The sequence below is a fragment of the Flavobacterium sp. 316 genome, from assembly GCF_000967805.1.
Lineage (GTDB): Bacteria > Bacteroidota > Bacteroidia > Flavobacteriales > Flavobacteriaceae > Flavobacterium > Flavobacterium sediminilitoris.
In genome coordinates, this window is record NZ_JYGZ01000004.1 from 179,796 (window position 1) to 197,787 (window position 17,992).

The window sequence follows — 17,992 nt, forward strand, 5'->3', positions numbered from 1 at the left end:
TTTAAATCCTTTAACTATTTAACTAAACTATCAAGGATGTCATTTTTTAAAAGTTTAAATATTTTTTCGTTATTTAAACTGAATCTGAATTGCAAAGATAGGCAGAAGTTTAAAAGTTTAAAAGTTTATATGTTTAAAGTTTGTTAATAGTGAGATAGAAAAAAATTATAATCGCTACTTACAGGTTATTTGAGCGTATTAAATTCATTTTGAAATTAATATATTGTAATTGTAAATCGTTTTTTAAAACATTATATTCTGATGTGAGTACGTTATTTTTAACTGACGAATAAATAAAAGTATCTACTTTGCCTACTACAAATTTTGCTTGTGTAGTAATAAATGAGGCATGAGCAAATGCTAGTACTTCATCTAATTTTTTCTGTAGCGCTAAATAGTTTTGTTTATTTTTTTCTTCTATTTCTAATTGTTGTGCTACTTTTTGATTTTCTTGTTCTATTTTTAAATTTGATTTTTCACTTTCTATTTTAGCCACGTTAATTTTTCTATTGTTCTTGAAACCGTTTAAAATGGGAATATTTAATTGTAATCCTACTTGTTGGTTTTTATTATTCCCCATTTGATTATTAAAACTATCTACAATTACGTCGGGCTGATTTAAAGGCTTATAATAAAACGATGATATTTGATAGAAAGCAGATAATACAGGTAAATTATTTGATCTTTGTAGACTTACTTCTTTTAAATCTCGTTCATAATTGAGTTTTGCTGAAATAATTTTTGGATTATTTATCTCTTTTTCAGTTTCAACATTACTTGCTAATGCTTTTTCTAAAGATACATTTTCAATTATAATATTTGAATAATTTATCAATTGAAATAGTTGTGTTTTCTGTATTGTAAATAATTGTTCTGTTTCGATAACTTGTTTTTCTTCTTGAGACAAGTTAAATTGAATATCATATAAATCGCTTTTAGGTTTACTTCCTGTATTTACTTCTTTAGATATTCTGTCAAAATTAAAAATGGTATTTTTAAGCTGTTCTTTTTGAATTTTCAATAACTCTTGTGTAAAAAGAGCTTGATAGTAGCTTTCTAAAATTTGTAATTTGTATTCATTTTCAATAATTTCTTTTTCTGCTTTAGCTATTTCAATACTAATTTTATTCCTTTTTGAATTAACAATAGCATTAAAATCGAGAAGGTTCATTTGTGCATTTAAATAAAAGTTATCGTATTGAATGTTTGAACTTACTCTTCCATTTGTTGATGGATCAATTGTGGAACCAAAATTATAACTCTGACTTCCAAATAAATTCACAACAGGCAATATTTCATTCAGCATTGAATTTCTTGCTTTCTGAGTTCTTTTTATTTCTAATTGTCTTATCTTTATTTCTATATTATTCTCCAAAGCAGTGTCTATACATTTTTGCAAAGACCAAGTATTTTCTTGGCCTTTTACAAAAAAGCTTATTGTTATGAAAAAGAGACATACAATTATTTTCTTATTCATATTTTAAGTATTTTAAAACATCTACTTTGGTTCCTTGATAAGCTCTAGATAGCACTATTCCTAATGTTAACAACAGTAGAACAATAAAACCGATTATAAAAGGTAGCACTGTAATTCTTATTCTATAGGCAAAATCTTCTAGCCATAAATTTAAAAGATAATAAATAGGGAAAAGCGCTATTAAAAATCCTATAACACAGAATGTAATATATTGTTTTGATAATTCTTTAAGTAATGTATTAGTATTAGCTCCTAATGTTTTTCTAATAGCAATTTCTTTCATTCTTCTTTGAATAGAATAAGATGCTAATGCGAAAAGTCCAAAAAGTGCTATGAGAATAACGACTATATTTAACAATGAAAATAAGTTTTTCATTTTAACAAAACGATCAAAAGTTCTTGCATAGCTTTTATCTACAAAATCATACGCAAATGGATATTCTGTGTCTACTTTATTTACCCAAAATTTTTCAATATCATTAATAGTTTGCTCCATATTATTTGCATCTACTTTCACATAAATTGTGTTTACATTTTGAAGTATCCAATCTATTGTTTTGAAATGAAAAAATGACATTGGTGGAATTTCTGCTTGTGGCCCATATAAATGGAAATCTTTTACCACTCCTACAATTTTAAGTTTATTACCATTCCAATCTATTTCTTTTCCAATCGGATTTTTTTCATTCATCATCTTCAATGCTGTTTCATTTATCATAATTGAATTTATAGTGTCTGATGCGTATTTTTCAGAAAACAGTCGTCCTTCTTTTACATTTACTTTCATCATTTCTAACATTCCAAAATCGATTGCCATGTTTTGCCCTTGAATATTTGCATCATTATATCTAAAACTTGATGATGATGATGCTCCATCTCCAAATTTAAACGCTCCTGTAGAAACTTGCTTTACTCCTTTAATTTTAGAAATTTCTTGTTTTACTGTATTATAGCGCGTAATAAGTTTTTGCCTATAATCTCTTTCTTTATAATCATATGAATTTCTATACGAAATTTCTAATACTTGTTCGCCTTTAAATCCTAAATCTTTATTTAACATAAATTGAACTTGTTCATATACAATATATGATCCTATTATAAAAAATGTAGCAATTGAGAACTGAAGAATAAGCATCCCATTTCGAATCCAAACACCACTTTTACTACGTCCAAAATTACCTTTTAAAACTTTTAATGTTTCGAAATTAGACACATAAATAGCTGGAAAAATACCTGCGAATAAGACTGTTAATAGAAAAACAACTATTAACTGTTGATAGAACTGACTTCCATATATAACTAATTCTTTTCCTAGAAACTCATTGTAATATGGTAATGATAGTTCTACAACTACTAATGACAATAGTATTGACAATAGCACCATTATTATGGTTTCAAAAACAAACTGTTTAATGATATTCATTTTTGAAGCGCCTATTATTTTTCGTATACCTACTTCTTTTGCTCTTTTAACAGCATTAGCCGTAGCTAAATTAATATAGTTTACTACTGACAGGATTAATATTAAAATAGATAATCCCATCAGAATTAATAACATTTGATAATTCCCGTTTCCTTCAGGATATCCATGTGCTTTCGAATGTAGTCTTGAGGTAGAAAGTGGTTCTAAAATATTTTTTATTGATCCATATAATTTTAGATATTCTTCTATTGAAATCCCTTCGCTTTCTGCTTCTTTAGACATTTTATATTTAAGAAAAAGAGAGTTTAGTGCTTTTTCAACTTTTGTCTTTTGAGATGGATCTTTTAATTTTAACAATAATCCAAAATTAAAATTACCCCATTGATCTTTATTCTCTTCTAATTTCTTGTCTATAATATTTGTAACTGCCTCTGGAGCAATTGATGATTTTCCTTCAATTTTATAAATACCTCTTACAACTAATGTTCTTCCAGAATACTGAACTTGCTTTCCTATTGGATCATCATTACCAAATATTCTTTCAGCAACTTCTTCTGAAAGATATATACTTGTGTTATCATGATTTTTAATATTTGAACTTCCTTTAACAAATTCAAAAGGGAAAAATTCAAAAAAATTATTTTGAGCATCAAATATTTTCGCTACTAATTCTTTTTTGTCTTTATAATTTATTATTTCATTATAATACCATGTATTAAAGTAGCAATATGATTCTACTTCTGGTATTTCATCTAGATATTGTGATAACGGACTTGCTGTGTAACCCCATATTAAATCTTCTCCCAAATCACTAATTACTTGATGTATTTTATCTTTATCTGGATTCCAATCATTATAACTTTGCTCATCGTTCCAATATAAAATGGCGAAAATCAATCCAGCTATACCAATACTTAATCCTAAAATATTAAGAAAAGTAAAAAGCTTATTGTTTTTTGCATGATATATAAAAAGGTTTGTCCAATTTTTAAACATAACTATTCGTTTTTTGATTTAATATGATTTTTTAGATTGATGATACCACTTTATTTTTTTGTTATTGAACCTGACGAACTCTTTTCTGTACTTATTTGGGTTGGGTTACCATAAAAAACAATATCCGCACTTGATGATGCTTTTGCATTTATAGATTTTGATACATTTAATATAATATCAGAAGAGCTACTCGCTTCTACTTTTGCATTTTCCACATACAATCCTTCCAAATCACATTCAGATGAGCTACTACTCTTTACTTCTATGTTTTGAGCTTTCCCTTGTAATTTAACGTCACTTGAACTACTTGTCTTGATTTTTATTTCTTTTGATTTAATTGTTGCATCAAGTGTGCTACTTGATGATGCATCAACAGTTAACATTGTACAATTAAAAGTTCCTGTTACGCTTCCAGATGAACTAGATTCTATTTCTAAGTTATCTACTGTATTTTCATTTTCAAGTTTCACATCGGCTGATGAACTTACTTTAATTCCTTTCAATGCAGGGCCTGAAACAGTTACTTTTAGCACTTGGAATTCAACTCCATTTACCCAATTAACATATTTTTTCTTAGTCTGTTTTTTAGTTATTTTTTCTTTTTTATCTCCTGTTTCAACATAAATTTTAAGTGTTTCACCTTCTATCTCAGTTTTAATAAAACTTACCTTTTCTAAATTATCCGAAGTAACAGTTATACTTCTTTCATTTGAAACTGTATAAAACACATCAATTGCATGTGATGCTTTTAACTTTGAAAAATTTCCTACGTTTCTATTTTCTGAAACTTGTGCTATTGAAAACAATCCAATTAAAAAAACAGCTATGGTTGTAATTACTTTTATCATGGTATTATATTTTTAATTAAGAAATGAAAACATCTACATTTTTACTATTGTTTTTCTCGGAAAGGATAACACCATCTTTCATGAAAATAGTTTTTTGAGAAAATGAAGCATCATATTCAGAGTGAGTTACCATTAATATAGTTGCCCCTTGAGCGTGTAAATCAGTCAATAATTCCATTACTTCATTTCCGTTTTTAGAATCCAGATTTCCTGTTGGTTCATCTGCTAGAATAATTTTAGGTTCATTTATTAATGCTCTTGCAACTGCTACTCTTTGTTGTTGTCCACCAGAAAGTTGTTGAGGATAATGCTTTAATCGATGCGAGATTCCTAATCTTTCTGCAATTTTCTCCACTTTTTTCTTTCTTTCAGAAGCTGGAATATCATTATAAATTAAAGGCAATTCTATATTATCATATACCGAAAGTTCATCAATAAGATTAAAATTTTGAAATACAAATCCGATATTTTGCTTTCTCACTTTTGCTTTTTCTTGTTCTTTTAAACCAATCATTTCCTGATTTAATAATTGATAATTACCACTCGATGCACTATCTAAAAGCCCTACTATATTTAAAAGTGTTGATTTTCCACTTCCTGAAGAACCCATTATAGTTACAAACTCTCCTTGATTGATTGTGATTGAAACCTCGTTTAATGCTTTTGTTTCTACTTCTTCTGTTTGAAAAACTTTAGAAAGATTTTGTATTTGTATCATTTTTAGTAATTAGTTTTTAGTTAATTATAGCTTTTTCTTAATTCTCAATATTTAATATTGCTACATCTTTATAATCCTTATAAGAAGATGTAATTACTTTTTCTCCTGGTTGTAATCCTTCTTGAACTTCATAATACAATGGGTTTTCTCTACCTAAGCTTATTGTTCTTCTTTCAGCTTTATTCCCATTCACTACAAAAACCCATTTCCCAGCAGTTTCTCGATAGAAACTTCCCTTAGAAAGCACCATTGTTTTATTTTTCTCTGATAAATTAATACGTACTCCAAAAGAAATTCCTTGATTTAATTCTAGATTATCATTATTTATAAAATTCAATTCTACTATAAATCTACCTTCTTTCACTTCAGAAATCACTTTAGAAATCTGAACTTCAACAGGTTTTCCTTTAAAATCTATTGACCCTTTTTGACCTTCTGACACTTTATTTAAATAAAATTCATCTACATCAGCTACCAATTTATATCCTTTCATTACATCTATAGTTCCAATACTATTTCCTTGTATAAACGTTTTTCCTAATATTGGCTCAAACGATGATAATCGACCTGAAAGTGGTGCTGTAATTAAAAAATTGTTTTTGTTTTTTCTTAAAATAGATAAACTCTGATTCATAATGCCAATTGATTGGTTCAGTTGACTAATTTGAATTTGATTAGCTTGTTTTTCTTTCGTAACACTTTGCTTAATGATATCCATTCGTTCTTTTTGAAATCGATAATTTTCTTGTGTTACTATCCATTCATTTTTAGCAATAATTTCTTGATTGAATAGTTTTTTATTTAATTCATATAAGTTTTTTGCATCTTGAAAATCGTGTTCTATACTAATTAAATCTTTTGCTAAATTTAATTCTTGATTGCGCAAATCGAGCTTTGCTTTGTTTAAATTATTAATTTGCTCAATTATAGCTGTTTCCTGTTGCATATAATTCAATTCTGTATTTGGATTATACAAGCGAACTAAAGGCTGCCCTTCTTTAACTAAATCGCCATTTTCAACATAAATTTCCTGAACAGCTCCACCTTCAATAACATTAACTAACATTGCATTTAATGGAGTTACTTTGGCTTGAAAAACAATAAAATCCTCAAAAAAATCAGATGAAACTGTTTTAATGGTTATTTCTGCTTTTTTTACATTCAAACTTCTCTTTTTAGTAATTGATGTAAACACAAAATAAATCAAAAGTAAAATTATTGGTATAACTACAAGTAACTTCTTTTTTTTATTATTTTTACGCTTAATGACTGTGTCCATTATTTAAATTTTCTAAAAACAGAAGCAATTTCGTGCCAAAAATTTAAAGACCACAACATACTGATTTAAAACATATTGTATTTAAATCAAAAAACAAAATGTTCGTTTTCGAACACCATTTGTACGATACTGAACACTTTATAAAATTGCAAAAACAGTCCTTTTATAAAATAATCATTAATAAAAGATTAATATGGAAACATTTGACTGATGAAAAACAATAAAAATGAAGAAAACACAAGCCAATATATTAATAATTGATGACCAAGATGACATTCTTTTTGCTGCAAGAATTCTTTTAAAGAAGCATTTTGAAACTATTTATACACTAAACGATCCTAAGAATGTGATTCAACTTTTAGCTAACAACACTATTGATGTAGTTTTATTAGACATGAATTATCGTATTGGTTTTGAAGATGGAAAAGAAGGTTTATTTTTTTTAAAAGAAATACAAAAATTATCTCCTAAAACGATTGTTATTTTAATGACAGCTTTTGGAAAAGTTGAAACGGCTGTTGAAGGTTTAAAATCAGGTGCTTTTGATTATGTTTTAAAACCTTGGGATAATGATAAATTATTAGAATCAGTAAAAAAAGGAGTTGACGAATCGAGAAAACGCCAAAAAAGAGATATTCAAAAAAATGAAGTTTCTAGTTATTTCATTGGCACATCACCAGTTATTAAAAAAGCATATTCTTTAGCTGAAAAAGTAGCTAAAACAGATGCAAATGTTCTGGTTTTAGGAGAAAATGGAACTGGAAAATATGTTTTAGCACATCATATCCATTTAACTTCTAGTCGAAAAGACAATCCTTTCATCCATGTAGATTTAGGATCATTAAACGAGAATATTTTTGAAAGCGAATTATTTGGTTATGCAAAAGGTGCTTTTACAGATGCTAAAAATGATACTGCTGGTCGATTTGAATCTGCTCAAAAAGGAACTATTTTTTTAGATGAAATTGGTAATGTTCCAATTCATTTACAAGCTAAATTATTACAAGTAATTCAAACCAAAACTGTAACTCGCCTTGGAGAATCTAAATCAAGACCTTTGGATGTAAGAATTATTACTGCAACTAATTTAGATTTGAAACAAGAAGTTACAGAGAAAAATTTCCGAGAAGATTTGTTTTATCGCATTAATACTATGGAAATTTTATTACCTCCTTTAAGAGAACGTGTTGTAGACAAAATTCCATTAGCCCAATTTTTATTAGAAAAAATGATGATAAAGTATGAAAAAAGCAATATCACATTTGAAGAGAATGCCTTAGAACAAATAAAAAAGCATGCTTGGAATGGAAACATTCGAGAAATGGAAAATCGTATTGAAAGGGCTATTATACTTTGTGAAAACAACAATATTAAAGTTTCGGATTTAGATTTAGAAGTAATTACTCCTTATGATAACAATCAGGATGATTTTCATCTTTCTGATATTGAAAAAAACACTATTGAAAAAGCACTGTTTAAAAATGAATATAATATAAGTAAATCTGCTGAAGAATTAGGCTTATCAAGAGCTTCTTTGTATAGAAGAATAGAAAAATACAACATAATAATACCTTAATATGTTCTCAAACTTTAAAATATATAATCAAATCTTTGTTCGAATATTAATTATTCTAATTTGTTTTGGTTGTAGTGCTTATGTGTTTCAATATGGTTTAATATATACTTCTATTTTCATTTGCGTAGTTACTTTCTTAATTATTGTAGAGCTTTATTTATACATAAAAAATGCTTTTGTTTTTTACGACAAGACAATTCAGGCTATTTTACAAAATGATTTTTCTGCTGATTTTTCAAAACACAAATCCTTTACTAGTTATGCTAGTTTATTCAAATTATATGAAAATTTAAAAGAAAACCAGAACGAACAAATTTCAAAAGATATTATTTATCGTTCTATTTTAAACAATATTGAAACAGGTATTTTAATATTACAAAAGGAAAAGGAAGACTGGAATATTTTTTTAATGAATGATTATTTTTCTACTCATTTCAAAGTCCCAAAAGTTTCCAAATGGCATTATCTTAAAAATCAACTACCTTCACTTTGTAGTATAATTGAAGAACAAAATTTCAATGAAATTAAAACTTCATTACAGATTAGGGTTAACAAACAAGACACGCAAACCTTTGTAATGCAATCTTCTCGAACTAGAACCTTTCAACAAGAATATTATGTAGTTTTATTAGATTCTATTCAAAAAGTAGTGGAGAAAAAAGAAAAAGAGGCATGGATTAATTTAATGAAAGTTATTTCTCATGAGTTATTAAATTCATTAACTCCTATTCGTTCATTATCACAAAACTTACATGAATTAGTACAACAAGAAACTCTTTCAAATGAAGATTTAGATGACATGAAACAAAGTGTACAAACAATGCTAAATAGAAGTAATCATCTACAACAATTTGTGGAAAGCTACCGAAAACTAGCTATGTTACCTACTCCACAGAAAGAAAAAGTAGCGTTAACTGAAATTATTCAAAATGGTTTACAACTTATGGCTCCATTATTCAAAAAAGAGAACATTGAAGTTCAAAATTTAGTCTCATTTAACCGTTGGCTTTTTGTTGATAAATTACAAATAGAACAAGTTCTTATTAATCTATTAACCAATAGTATGTATGCTTTGTCTAACAAAACAAACAGACTAATTACGCTTTCTGCCGAAACTAAAGAAAAAAGACTTTTTATTACAATAACTGACACAGGAAATGGTGTTGAGCCCGAAATTGAAGATAAAATTTTCCTACCTTTTTTCACTACTCGAAAAGAAGGAGCAGGAATTGGGCTCACTTTATCTAAAAATATAATTGAAGCTCATGGTGGTTATTTAACGTATCAGAATAATGATGGTAAAACTACTTTTGTAATTTGCCTGATGGAATAATTACAAGTCTAATTATTAACTGCTAATTTCAGGTTCCCAAAAATGCTTTTCAAAATTGATAATTTGATTATCTATAACTTTTACACCTTCATTTTCGAGCAATTGTGCCATCAAGTTTGTACCGTCAAAATGATGTTTTCCAGTGAGCAACCCTTTTCTATTTACAACTCTGTGTGCTGGCACATCTTCCATATCGTGACTTGCATTCATAGCATAACCTACCATTCTAGCAGATCGAACAGCACCAATTGCTTTTGCAATTGCTCCATAAGATGTTACTTTCCCTTCTGGAATTTGCCGAACAATATCATAAACTCGTTCAAAAAAATTATCTTTATTTGATTTTTCTTTAGTCAATTTTATCCTGATATCATTTTATAAATTGATGAAATTGCTACAATTCCAGTAATTGCAGCTATGAAAAAATTAATATTTCTAATTAAGAAACCTACTTTATGTTCTATTTTTCTGAATAATGAAGCATAGATATAAAAAACTAATAAAGTGCCTAAACCAGCACCCAAAATAAAAAGCAAGTTTGAAATGGTTGAAAAATCAAAAATATTTTTGGATGACAATGTTAAACTTGCAAAAACATAATATGGAATAGCAAACATGTTTAAAGAAGATAGCATTACTCCATAAAAAAAACGGTTTTTTTTACTTTTAATTTCTACTTCTTTTTTAGGCTTTTTTGCTCTAAAGCCTCCATATATAAAAAACAAAGTAAGAGCTATAAAGATAACTACTGCAAATTTCTTCAAATTATCACTGATAGCAGGATGACTTTCTAAAAATTTTGCAAAATATAATCCTAAAAAACATTGAATTAAAACAATGAATCCTGCTCCATATCCAAATAATAATCCTGTTTTTTTACTTTCATTTACACTTATTTTTGCCACCATCATATTAAGCATACCAGGCGGAATAATTCCTATAAACGCTATTAGAAAGCCTAATAATAAAGGCAGCAAATAAGTCATACTATTTTATTTTAAATTGAATATAAGTAATAGGCTTATTCTGCTCTAAATATTGACTTTCATAAAAAGTTTGAATTTTAATTACCTCATCTGGAGCTCCTTCATTTTTATATACATTATGATTCGCATATAAAACTTCATGTCCTTCTCCGTGTAAAAGTCCTAATGTATAACCATGCATGAATTCACTATCTGTTTTTAAATGCATCAACCCATCAGCTTTTAATACTTTTTTATAGCTTTGTAAAAACTCAGTATTTGTCATTCTATGTTTTGTACGCTTATATTTTATTTGCGGATCTGGGAATGTAATCCATATTTCATCTACTTCATTTTCATTAAAACAATGTTCGATAAGTTCAATTTGCGTTCTTAAAAAACCTACATTTTTCATTCCGTTTTCAACAGCAGTCTTAGCTCCTCTCCAAAAACGAGCTCCTTTTATATCAATTCCGATAAAATTTTTATTTGGATATTTTTCTGCTAAACCTACTGAATACTCGCCTTTTCCACAACCCAATTCTAACACAATTGGATTATCATTTTTAAAAAACTCACTATTCCATTTTCCTTTTAACGGAAAACTATCTGAAACTACTTCTTCTCTTGTAGGTTGAAAAACATTCGTAAATGTTTCATTCTCTTTAAATCTTTTAAGTTTATTCTTACTTCCCACGTGTTTTATAATTTTTGGTAAAATTAATGAAATAAAGTTTTAATAATCTTTGATTAACTTTAATTAAAGATAAAATTTTTTATTTTGTAAAAACATTTTATTTTGAAAAGAAGAAAAGTTGAGGTTGTTGTCATTTCTGATGTTCATCTAGGAACCTATGGTTGTCATGCAAAAGAATTGCTTGCCTATTTATCATCTATAAAACCCAAAACTTTAATTCTAAATGGAGATATTATAGATATTTGGCAATTTAGAAAGTCTTATTTTCCTGCTAATCATCTAAAAGTCATAAAAAAAATAATCTCTTTAAGCTCCAAAGGAACAAAAGTATATTATTTAACAGGAAATCATGACGAATTTTTACGAAAATTTACTGATTTGCATCTTGGAAACCTAAGCTTATTAAATAAATTAGTTTTAGAATTAGATGGAGAAAAAGCTTGGTTTTTCCATGGAGATGTATTTGATTCTTCAATAACTCATGCAAAATGGCTTGCAAAATTAGGAGGTTGGGGTTATGATTTATTAATATTAATAAATCGTTTTTTAAATTGGATTTTAGCCAAAGCGAAGAAAGAGCCTTATTCTCTATCTAAAAAAATAAAAAACAATGTAAAGTCTGCTGTGAAATTTATTTCTAATTTTGAAAAAGTCTGCACTGAGTTAGCTATAGAAAACAATTATAAGTATGTTATTTGCGGACACATTCATGAGCCCAAAATAGAGCACATAGAAACAACTAAAGGAAAAACTGTATATTTAAACTCCGGAGATTGGGTAGAAAATCTAACTTCACTTGAATATAATAATAAAAAGTGGAAGCTATATAAACATAAGACAACTGAAGATTTTTCTAATGAAGAATCCTTTTTCGAATATGAAAACAAACTCGCTGAACAATTTATTTCTGTTCTAAAATAATAAATTTATAAGATTTCATCAATGAAAAACAGAATCCTTGTTGCACCATTAAACTGGGGATTGGGTCATGCAACTCGATGCATACCCATAATTCGAGCTTTAGAAAAAAGTGGCTTTGAACCTGTAATTGCTTCTGATGGAATTGCATTAGAATTATTAAAAAAAGAATTTGCTCATCTAATTACACTTGAATTACCTTCATATCAAATAAAATATTCAGAAAAAGGAAAAAATTTTAAAATAAAACTTTTCTCTCAACTTCCTACTATTATAAAAGCAATAAAAGCGGAAAGAATAGCCACTGAAAATATAATTAAAGAATATAATATTTCTGGATTAATATCGGATAATAGATTAGGTGTTTATTCTAAAAACATTCCTTCTGTTTTCATTACTCATCAATTAAATGTTTTAACAGGCAATACTACTTGGATAAGTACAAAAATACATCATCATTACATAAAAAAATACAATGAATGCTGGGTTCCTGATATGGAAAAAAAACCAAATTTATCTGGAAAATTAGGCCATTTAGAAGATCCTTTCAGTTCTTTAAAATATATTGGTCCATTAAGCAGATTACATAAAAAAGTTACTAAAAACAAGTATGAATTAATGGTAATTCTTTCAGGACCTGAACCGCAAAGAACATTATTAGAAAAAAAACTGATAACAGAGTTAGAAAACTATACTCATAAAACGTTGTTTATAAAAGGTATTATTGAAGATAAACAAAGCACTTATGAGGAAAAAAATATTACCTATTATAACTTCATGAATAGTGAGCAACTTGAGATAGCTTTTAATGAAAGTTCTACTATTTTATGTCGATCTGGTTATACAACAATCATGGATTTAGCTCAATTAGGGAAAAAAGCATTTTTCATTCCAACACCAGGACAATATGAACAAGAATATTTAGCTAAGAAACTTAAACAAGAAAATATAGCTCCGAGTTGTAATCAAGATAACTTTAGCATTGAAAAACTTGAACAAATAAATAGCTATAAAGGATTTTTAAACTTTTCTACTGAAATAAGCTGGAAAAAATTATTTAGTCTTTTCCAAGGTAAATGAAAATTCAGATCCAATTCCAAATTGGCTTTCTATGTATATCTTTTCATTATGTCCTTCAATAATATGCTTTACAATTGCTAATCCTAAACCAGATCCTCCTTCGCTTCTAGCACCACTTTTATCAACTCTATAAAATCTTTCAAATAGTCTAGAAATATGTTGCTTCTCTATTCCTTCACCATTATCTGTAATCCTAACAATTATTTTATTATTCACTAAATCTTCAATACTTACCTCAGTAGTTCCTCCTTGTTTTCCATATTTGATGGAATTCATAACCAAATTTGTAACTACTTGTTGTACTTTTTCTTGATCAGCTATTACTGTAATGGGTTTATACTTGGCATCAAAAGTCAGTAATATGTTTTTCTTTGAAGCTCTCATTTCTAATAGTTCAAAAACATTTTGAACTACCTCTACAATATTAAATTCTGAAAGCTCTAAGTTTATATCTCCTGTTTCTAGTTTTGTTATTAAATCCAAATCTTTAACAATATAGATAAGTCTTTCAACTCCTTTTTCTGCTCTTTGTAAATATTTTTTTCGAATGTTTTTATCATCCATTGCTCCATCTAAAAGAGTTAGTAAATAACCTTGAACAGTAAACAATGGTGTTTTTAATTCATGTGATACATTTCCTAAAAATTCTCTACGGTATTCTTCTCTAATCTTTAATGTTTCTATTTCTAACTTTTTATCTTTCGCAAACTTTTGTACTTCTCTCGTTAAAGTAGCCATATCTGTTGTTACAGGCTGATTTCTAAAAGATGCGTTTTCTAATAGCGATACATCGTCATAGATTTTTTTTACTCTTCTATATATGAATCTTTCAACTCGATATTGTAAAACAAAAAAAGAAAAAGAAAATACTGAAAAAGAAAAGCAAACCACGAACCAAACACTTGCCTTTAAATAAAAAAAGTTTAATAAATACAATAACCCTGAAGAAAAAAGGGTTATATATACTGCTGATTTAACAGCAAACTTGTATGATTTTTTAAAATTAATGACCATTAAAACTCTAATTTGTAACCAACTCCTTTTATAGTTTTAAAGAAATCATCCCCTATTTTTTCTCTTAATTTACGAATATGAACATCTATTGTTCTTCCTCCTACTACAACTTCATTACCCCAAACTTTGTCTAAAATTTCTTCTCTTGTAAAAACCTTTCCAGGCTTAGTCGCTAAAAGGTAAAACAGTTCAAATTCTTTTCTAGGAAGTACTATCTCTTCATCTTGACGAATGATTTTATATTCTTCTCTATTAATTTCAATATCACCTACTTTTAAAGTATCAGTAGCAGAAACATCATCTTTCAACCTTCTTAAAAGCGCTTTTACTTTGCTAACCAAAACTTTAGGCTTTATAGGCTTTGCAATATAATCATCCGCACCTGCATCAAAGCCTGCAACCTGAGAATAATCTTCAGATCTAGCAGTCAAGAAAGTGATGATTGTATTCTCTAATTCTGAAAATTTTCTAATATTTTCACATGCTTCAATACCATCCATTTCAGGCATCATAACATCCATAATTATTAAATGTGGAAGCTCTTTTTTTGCCTTAGCAACAGCTTCTTTTCCATTTGAAGCAGTTACAATTTGATAGCCTTCTTGTGACAAATTATAACCAATAATCTCTAAGATATCTGGCTCATCATCAACTAATAAAATCTTAATTTCTCTTTTTTTCATAATATAATAAAGTTCTCTTTATTGATTGTAAAGGTAAATATAATATGAAACCTATCAAGCTCTTAACGATAATTTAATGACTTAACATTTAAGTAACGTTTATAAAACTTTTTTATAACTTGAGAGTAACAGTTTGATAATCTTGTTAGAGTTCCTTTGCACCAAATTTCAACAACACAATAATGAAACTACAATTTTTATTAAGCTTTTTATTTATTAGCCTTTACTCTTTCGGCCAAACAGGAACAGTAACAGGAGTTATTTTAGATAAAGAATTCAACAACGAGCCATTACCTTTTGCTAATATAGTAATAAAAGGAACAACAATTGGCACTTCAACAGATGACATGGGAAAATATACACTATCTGTTAAGCCAGGAAGTTATGTTTTAGAAATTGGATATCTAGGTTACGAAACAAAAGAAATCCCTTTTACAATTAAAGCTGGAGAAAAAAAAGTAATTAATCACACACTTGAAGCAAGTGGTGTTCAATTACAAGATGTAGTAATAACACATTCTGTAACTAAAGAAAGCGAGCAAGCTTTACTACAAGAGCAACAAAAAGCGGTTGAAATCAAACAAGCGATAGGAGCTGAGGAGATTTCTAAAAAAGGTATTAGCGATGTAGCATCGGCAGTAACTAAAACAACAGGAATTACAAAACAAGAAGGTTCAGGAAACATTTATGTTCGTGGATTAGGAGATCGATATAATACTACTACAATGAATGGATTGCCATTACCATCTAACAATCCAACTAAAAAGAATATTAGCTTAGATATTTTCTCTACAGATATTGTTGAATATATTGGCATTGATAAAACATTCAATTACAAAAATTATGGTGATTTTGCAGGAGCAAATATTGATATTGTTTCTAAAAATTACAAAGGTAGCGGAACACTAGAAATAGGAACTGGTTTTGGAGTAAACTCAAATGCAATTAAACAAGATAAATTCTATTTACAAGATGGTCCAAGTTTTCATGGATTCAGCAATCAAAAATATCCTAACAACCCTTTTAGTGGTTACAATTTTAATACCAGTTGGGACAAAAGAGCTCAAACACCAATAAATAGCTCATTTTATTTAAGAGGAGGCGATTCATATTCAGTAAGTGAAAATGGAAAATTAAGCTTCTTTATCAATTCTTCTTTCGACAATGGATATACATTCAAAGAAGGAGTTTCAAGAGGAAGTGTTAATGTACAAGGAGTTGCAAAAAGAGATTTATTTAAGCAATCATACAATTATCAAACAAACACTAATTTGATGGCTAACGTCAATTATAAAATAAACAACAATAACAATTTACGCTTTAATTCCATGTATATTAATTCTTCTAATCAAAAACACGAAGAATATACAGGAATAATTGACATTTTTGATATTGCTGCAAATGGTGGTGGATTTATTAGACGTTCTACTTTTGAAAGAACATCTTTATTAGTAAATCAACTACTTGGAGAACATACATTTTCAGATAGAATTGATTTAAACTGGGGAACATCATACAACATGATGAAAAATATTGTTCCAGACAGAATGCAGAATACTTTTATTCCTGTTAATGATAATGGAGATTTGTCAAATATAAAAGTTGCTGAAAATAATCAATCTGAAAACCACAGATATTATCAAGAAATGACTGATGATGAAGTTGCTGCTAATGCTAATTTATCTTATAAATTCAGTAAAGATGGTGATAAATACAAAGGAAAAGTAATTGCAGGATATAGTATAAGATATAAGAAATTAAATTTTGATGCAACACAATTTAACTTTGACATTCAAACCGTCGCGCAACCAACAATCGACTTAAATAACATTGATGGCTATTTCAATCAAAACAACTTCAATGCTGGGTTATTTGTGATAGAAACGTTTAATGGTGGATTAGGAGATCCTAATGCTCTTAACCCTCAAAATTTTAATGGCCAACAAATTATTTCTGCTGGTTATGGAGCTATTGAATATCAATTCAATCCAAAACTATATGTAATTGCAGGTTTCCGTTCTGAATTTATCATTCAAGATATCAAATACAAAACAGCTCTTGCTCCACAAGGAGGAAAAAAGAACTTTGACACAATGGAATATTTGCCAATGATTACTGCAAAATATGAACTTAATGAAAAACAAAACTTAAAAATTGCAGCAAGTAAAACATATACATTACCACAGTTTAAAGAAAGAGCTCCTTTCCAATTTGAAGAAGTAAATCAAGTATATTTTGGTAATCCATATTTATATAACTCTACAGATTACAATTTCGATTTAAAATGGGAATTTTTTCCTAAAAGCGGAGAAATTATCTCTTTAACAACTTTTGGAAAATACATTCAAAATCCAATAAACGAAGTAACTGTTGCTTCTGCTACAAATGATATTTCTTATGTAAACTCTGGCGAAAAAGCAATTGGATTAGGAGCTGAAATTGAATTCAGAAAAAATATTCTTTCAAGAGAAAACCTTTCTACAAATGAAAAAACAGATCTTTCTTTTGGATTAAATATATCATACATGAATACAAATCAAGATTTTGATAAAGAAAAAGTTTTAAATGAAACAGAAGGAACTATCAATGTTGCGTTCACAGAAAAAGAAGGAAAACTAACAGGTGCCTCAGATCTATTAATAAATTCAGACATTAGTTTTAGTAAAGATTTTAAAAATGATTCTGGACTACAATCAACATTAGCTTTTAGTTATTTTTCAGATAGAAACTTTGCTATTGGTTCTTATGGAAAAGGGAATCTTATTGATAGTAAAGTAGGAACATTCGATTTTGTTTTAAAATATAAATTAAACAAAAACTTAGGCCTAGGTTTTACTGTCAAAAATATTACAAACCCTACAATTGAGCGTTACCAAGACATTCAAAACGTAGTAGTAGATTCATATAAGAAAGGCCAAAATTATAGTTTTTCGTTAAAATACGAATTCTAAACATCTTTTTAACATTAAAGAAACATAGGCTAGT

15 protein-coding genes are annotated in these 17,992 nt (G+C 28.0%); 5 read left to right on the forward strand and 10 right to left on the reverse strand.

Annotation, left to right across the window (positions count from 1 at the left end; all coding sequences use genetic code 11):
* Window positions 1-178 precede the first annotated feature (178 nt).
* From SY27_RS09600 to SY27_RS09620, 5 genes are read right to left on the reverse strand one after another with little or no spacing between them, the layout of a single operon-like run.
* Window positions 179-1,477, reverse strand: coding sequence for a TolC family protein (locus SY27_RS09600; RefSeq protein ID WP_045969640.1), 1,299 nt, complete (start codon window positions 1,475-1,477; stop codon window positions 179-181).
* Window positions 1,470-3,896, reverse strand: a complete 2,427-nt coding sequence (locus SY27_RS09605) for an ABC transporter permease (protein WP_045969642.1) — start codon at window positions 3,894-3,896, stop codon at window positions 1,470-1,472. Before SY27_RS09605 ends, SY27_RS09600 begins: the two co-directional genes overlap by 8 nt.
* A 50-nt stretch (window positions 3,897-3,946) precedes the next feature.
* Complete coding sequence (locus SY27_RS09610) at window positions 3,947-4,744, reverse strand: head GIN domain-containing protein (RefSeq protein WP_045969644.1); 798 nt, start codon at window positions 4,742-4,744, stop codon at window positions 3,947-3,949.
* Between the two features lie 16 nt (window positions 4,745-4,760).
* The gene (locus SY27_RS09615; RefSeq protein WP_045969646.1) at window positions 4,761-5,462 is read right to left on the reverse strand and encodes an ABC transporter ATP-binding protein; all 702 of its coding nucleotides are present in this window, start codon (window positions 5,460-5,462) and stop codon (window positions 4,761-4,763) included.
* A gap of 37 nt (window positions 5,463-5,499) precedes the next feature.
* Window positions 5,500-6,741, reverse strand: coding sequence for an efflux RND transporter periplasmic adaptor subunit (locus SY27_RS09620; protein ID WP_161794144.1), 1,242 nt, complete (start codon window positions 6,739-6,741; stop codon window positions 5,500-5,502).
* A 226-nt stretch (window positions 6,742-6,967) separates the two neighbouring features.
* Here SY27_RS09620 and SY27_RS09625 point away from each other — a divergent pair, with 226 nt between their 5' ends.
* Window positions 6,968-8,317, forward strand: coding sequence for a sigma-54 dependent transcriptional regulator (locus SY27_RS09625; protein ID WP_045969650.1), 1,350 nt, complete (start codon window positions 6,968-6,970; stop codon window positions 8,315-8,317).
* A gap of 1 nt (window position 8,318) precedes the next feature.
* Window positions 8,319-9,650: a PAS domain-containing sensor histidine kinase gene (locus SY27_RS09630; protein WP_045969652.1), complete on the forward strand. Its 1,332-nt coding sequence runs from the start codon at window positions 8,319-8,321 to the stop codon at window positions 9,648-9,650.
* A 15-nt stretch (window positions 9,651-9,665) separates the two neighbouring features.
* Here SY27_RS09630 and SY27_RS09635 read toward each other — a convergent pair whose 3' ends face one another.
* The 3 genes from SY27_RS09635 to trmB are packed head-to-tail and all read right to left on the reverse strand — an operon-like array spanning window position 9,666 to window position 11,312.
* On the reverse strand, window positions 9,666-10,007 hold the full coding sequence (locus SY27_RS09635; protein ID WP_045969654.1) for an MGMT family protein: 342 nt from the start codon (window positions 10,005-10,007) through the stop codon (window positions 9,666-9,668).
* Window positions 10,008-10,009: 2 nt separating this feature from the next.
* Window positions 10,010-10,636, reverse strand: coding sequence for a LysE family transporter (locus SY27_RS09640; protein ID WP_045969656.1), 627 nt, complete (start codon window positions 10,634-10,636; stop codon window positions 10,010-10,012).
* Window position 10,637: 1 nt separating this feature from the next.
* Entirely contained in the window at window positions 10,638-11,312 is a 675-nt protein-coding gene (trmB, locus tag SY27_RS09645; RefSeq protein ID WP_045969658.1) for a tRNA (guanosine(46)-N7)-methyltransferase TrmB, read from the reverse strand.
* A 102-nt stretch (window positions 11,313-11,414) separates the two neighbouring features.
* Here trmB and SY27_RS09650 point away from each other — a divergent pair, with 102 nt between their 5' ends.
* Both SY27_RS09650 and SY27_RS09655 read left to right on the forward strand, forming a co-directional pair.
* Window positions 11,415-12,233 (forward strand): UDP-2,3-diacylglucosamine diphosphatase, encoded by an 819-nt coding sequence (locus tag SY27_RS09650; protein ID WP_045969660.1) that lies wholly within the window; start codon window positions 11,415-11,417, stop codon window positions 12,231-12,233.
* A 21-nt stretch (window positions 12,234-12,254) separates the two neighbouring features.
* A complete protein-coding gene (locus SY27_RS09655; protein WP_045969662.1) occupies window positions 12,255-13,310 on the forward strand; it encodes a glycosyltransferase in 1,056 nt (351 codons plus the stop codon).
* Here SY27_RS09655 and SY27_RS09660 read toward each other — a convergent pair.
* Complete coding sequence (locus SY27_RS09660) at window positions 13,284-14,324, reverse strand: cell wall metabolism sensor histidine kinase WalK (RefSeq protein ID WP_045969664.1); 1,041 nt, start codon at window positions 14,322-14,324, stop codon at window positions 13,284-13,286. The two genes, SY27_RS09655 and SY27_RS09660, sit on opposite strands and share 27 nt — an antisense overlap.
* Window positions 14,324-15,007: a response regulator transcription factor gene (locus tag SY27_RS09665; protein WP_045969666.1), complete on the reverse strand. Its 684-nt coding sequence runs from the start codon at window positions 15,005-15,007 to the stop codon at window positions 14,324-14,326. The genes SY27_RS09660 and SY27_RS09665 overlap by 1 nt, the downstream gene beginning before the upstream one ends.
* A gap of 182 nt (window positions 15,008-15,189) precedes the next feature.
* Between SY27_RS09665 and SY27_RS09670 the strand changes: the two genes are divergently transcribed.
* Window positions 15,190-17,958 (forward strand): TonB-dependent receptor, encoded by a 2,769-nt coding sequence (locus tag SY27_RS09670; protein WP_045969668.1) that lies wholly within the window; start codon window positions 15,190-15,192, stop codon window positions 17,956-17,958.
* The last annotated feature ends 34 nt before the right edge of the window (window positions 17,959-17,992 follow it).

What these genes read in the sequence shown, in the direction of transcription:
- SY27_RS09655 (WP_045969662.1), top strand. Translation starts at nt 12,255, where the DNA reads ATGAAAAACAGAATCCTTGTTGCACCATTAAACTGGGGATTGGGTCAT.
- SY27_RS09640 (WP_045969656.1), bottom strand. Translation starts at nt 10,636, where the DNA reads ATGACTTATTTGCTGCCTTTATTATTAGGCTTTCTAATAGCGTTTATA.
- SY27_RS09620 (WP_161794144.1), bottom strand. Translation starts at nt 6,741, where the DNA reads ATGGACACAGTCATTAAGCGTAAAAATAATAAAAAAAAGAAGTTACTT.
- SY27_RS09605 (WP_045969642.1), bottom strand. Translation starts at nt 3,896, where the DNA reads ATGTTTAAAAATTGGACAAACCTTTTTATATATCATGCAAAAAACAAT.
- SY27_RS09630 (WP_045969652.1), top strand. Translation starts at nt 8,319, where the DNA reads ATGTTCTCAAACTTTAAAATATATAATCAAATCTTTGTTCGAATATTA.
- SY27_RS09610 (WP_045969644.1), bottom strand. Translation starts at nt 4,744, where the DNA reads ATGATAAAAGTAATTACAACCATAGCTGTTTTTTTAATTGGATTGTTT.
- SY27_RS09600 (WP_045969640.1), bottom strand. Translation starts at nt 1,477, where the DNA reads ATGAATAAGAAAATAATTGTATGTCTCTTTTTCATAACAATAAGCTTT.
- SY27_RS09615 (WP_045969646.1), bottom strand. Translation starts at nt 5,462, where the DNA reads ATGATACAAATACAAAATCTTTCTAAAGTTTTTCAAACAGAAGAAGTA.
- SY27_RS09660 (WP_045969664.1), bottom strand. Translation starts at nt 14,324, where the DNA reads ATGGTCATTAATTTTAAAAAATCATACAAGTTTGCTGTTAAATCAGCA.
- SY27_RS09625 (WP_045969650.1), top strand. Translation starts at nt 6,968, where the DNA reads ATGAAGAAAACACAAGCCAATATATTAATAATTGATGACCAAGATGAC.
- SY27_RS09665 (WP_045969666.1), bottom strand. Translation starts at nt 15,007, where the DNA reads ATGAAAAAAAGAGAAATTAAGATTTTATTAGTTGATGATGAGCCAGAT.
- SY27_RS09670 (WP_045969668.1), top strand. Translation starts at nt 15,190, where the DNA reads ATGAAACTACAATTTTTATTAAGCTTTTTATTTATTAGCCTTTACTCT.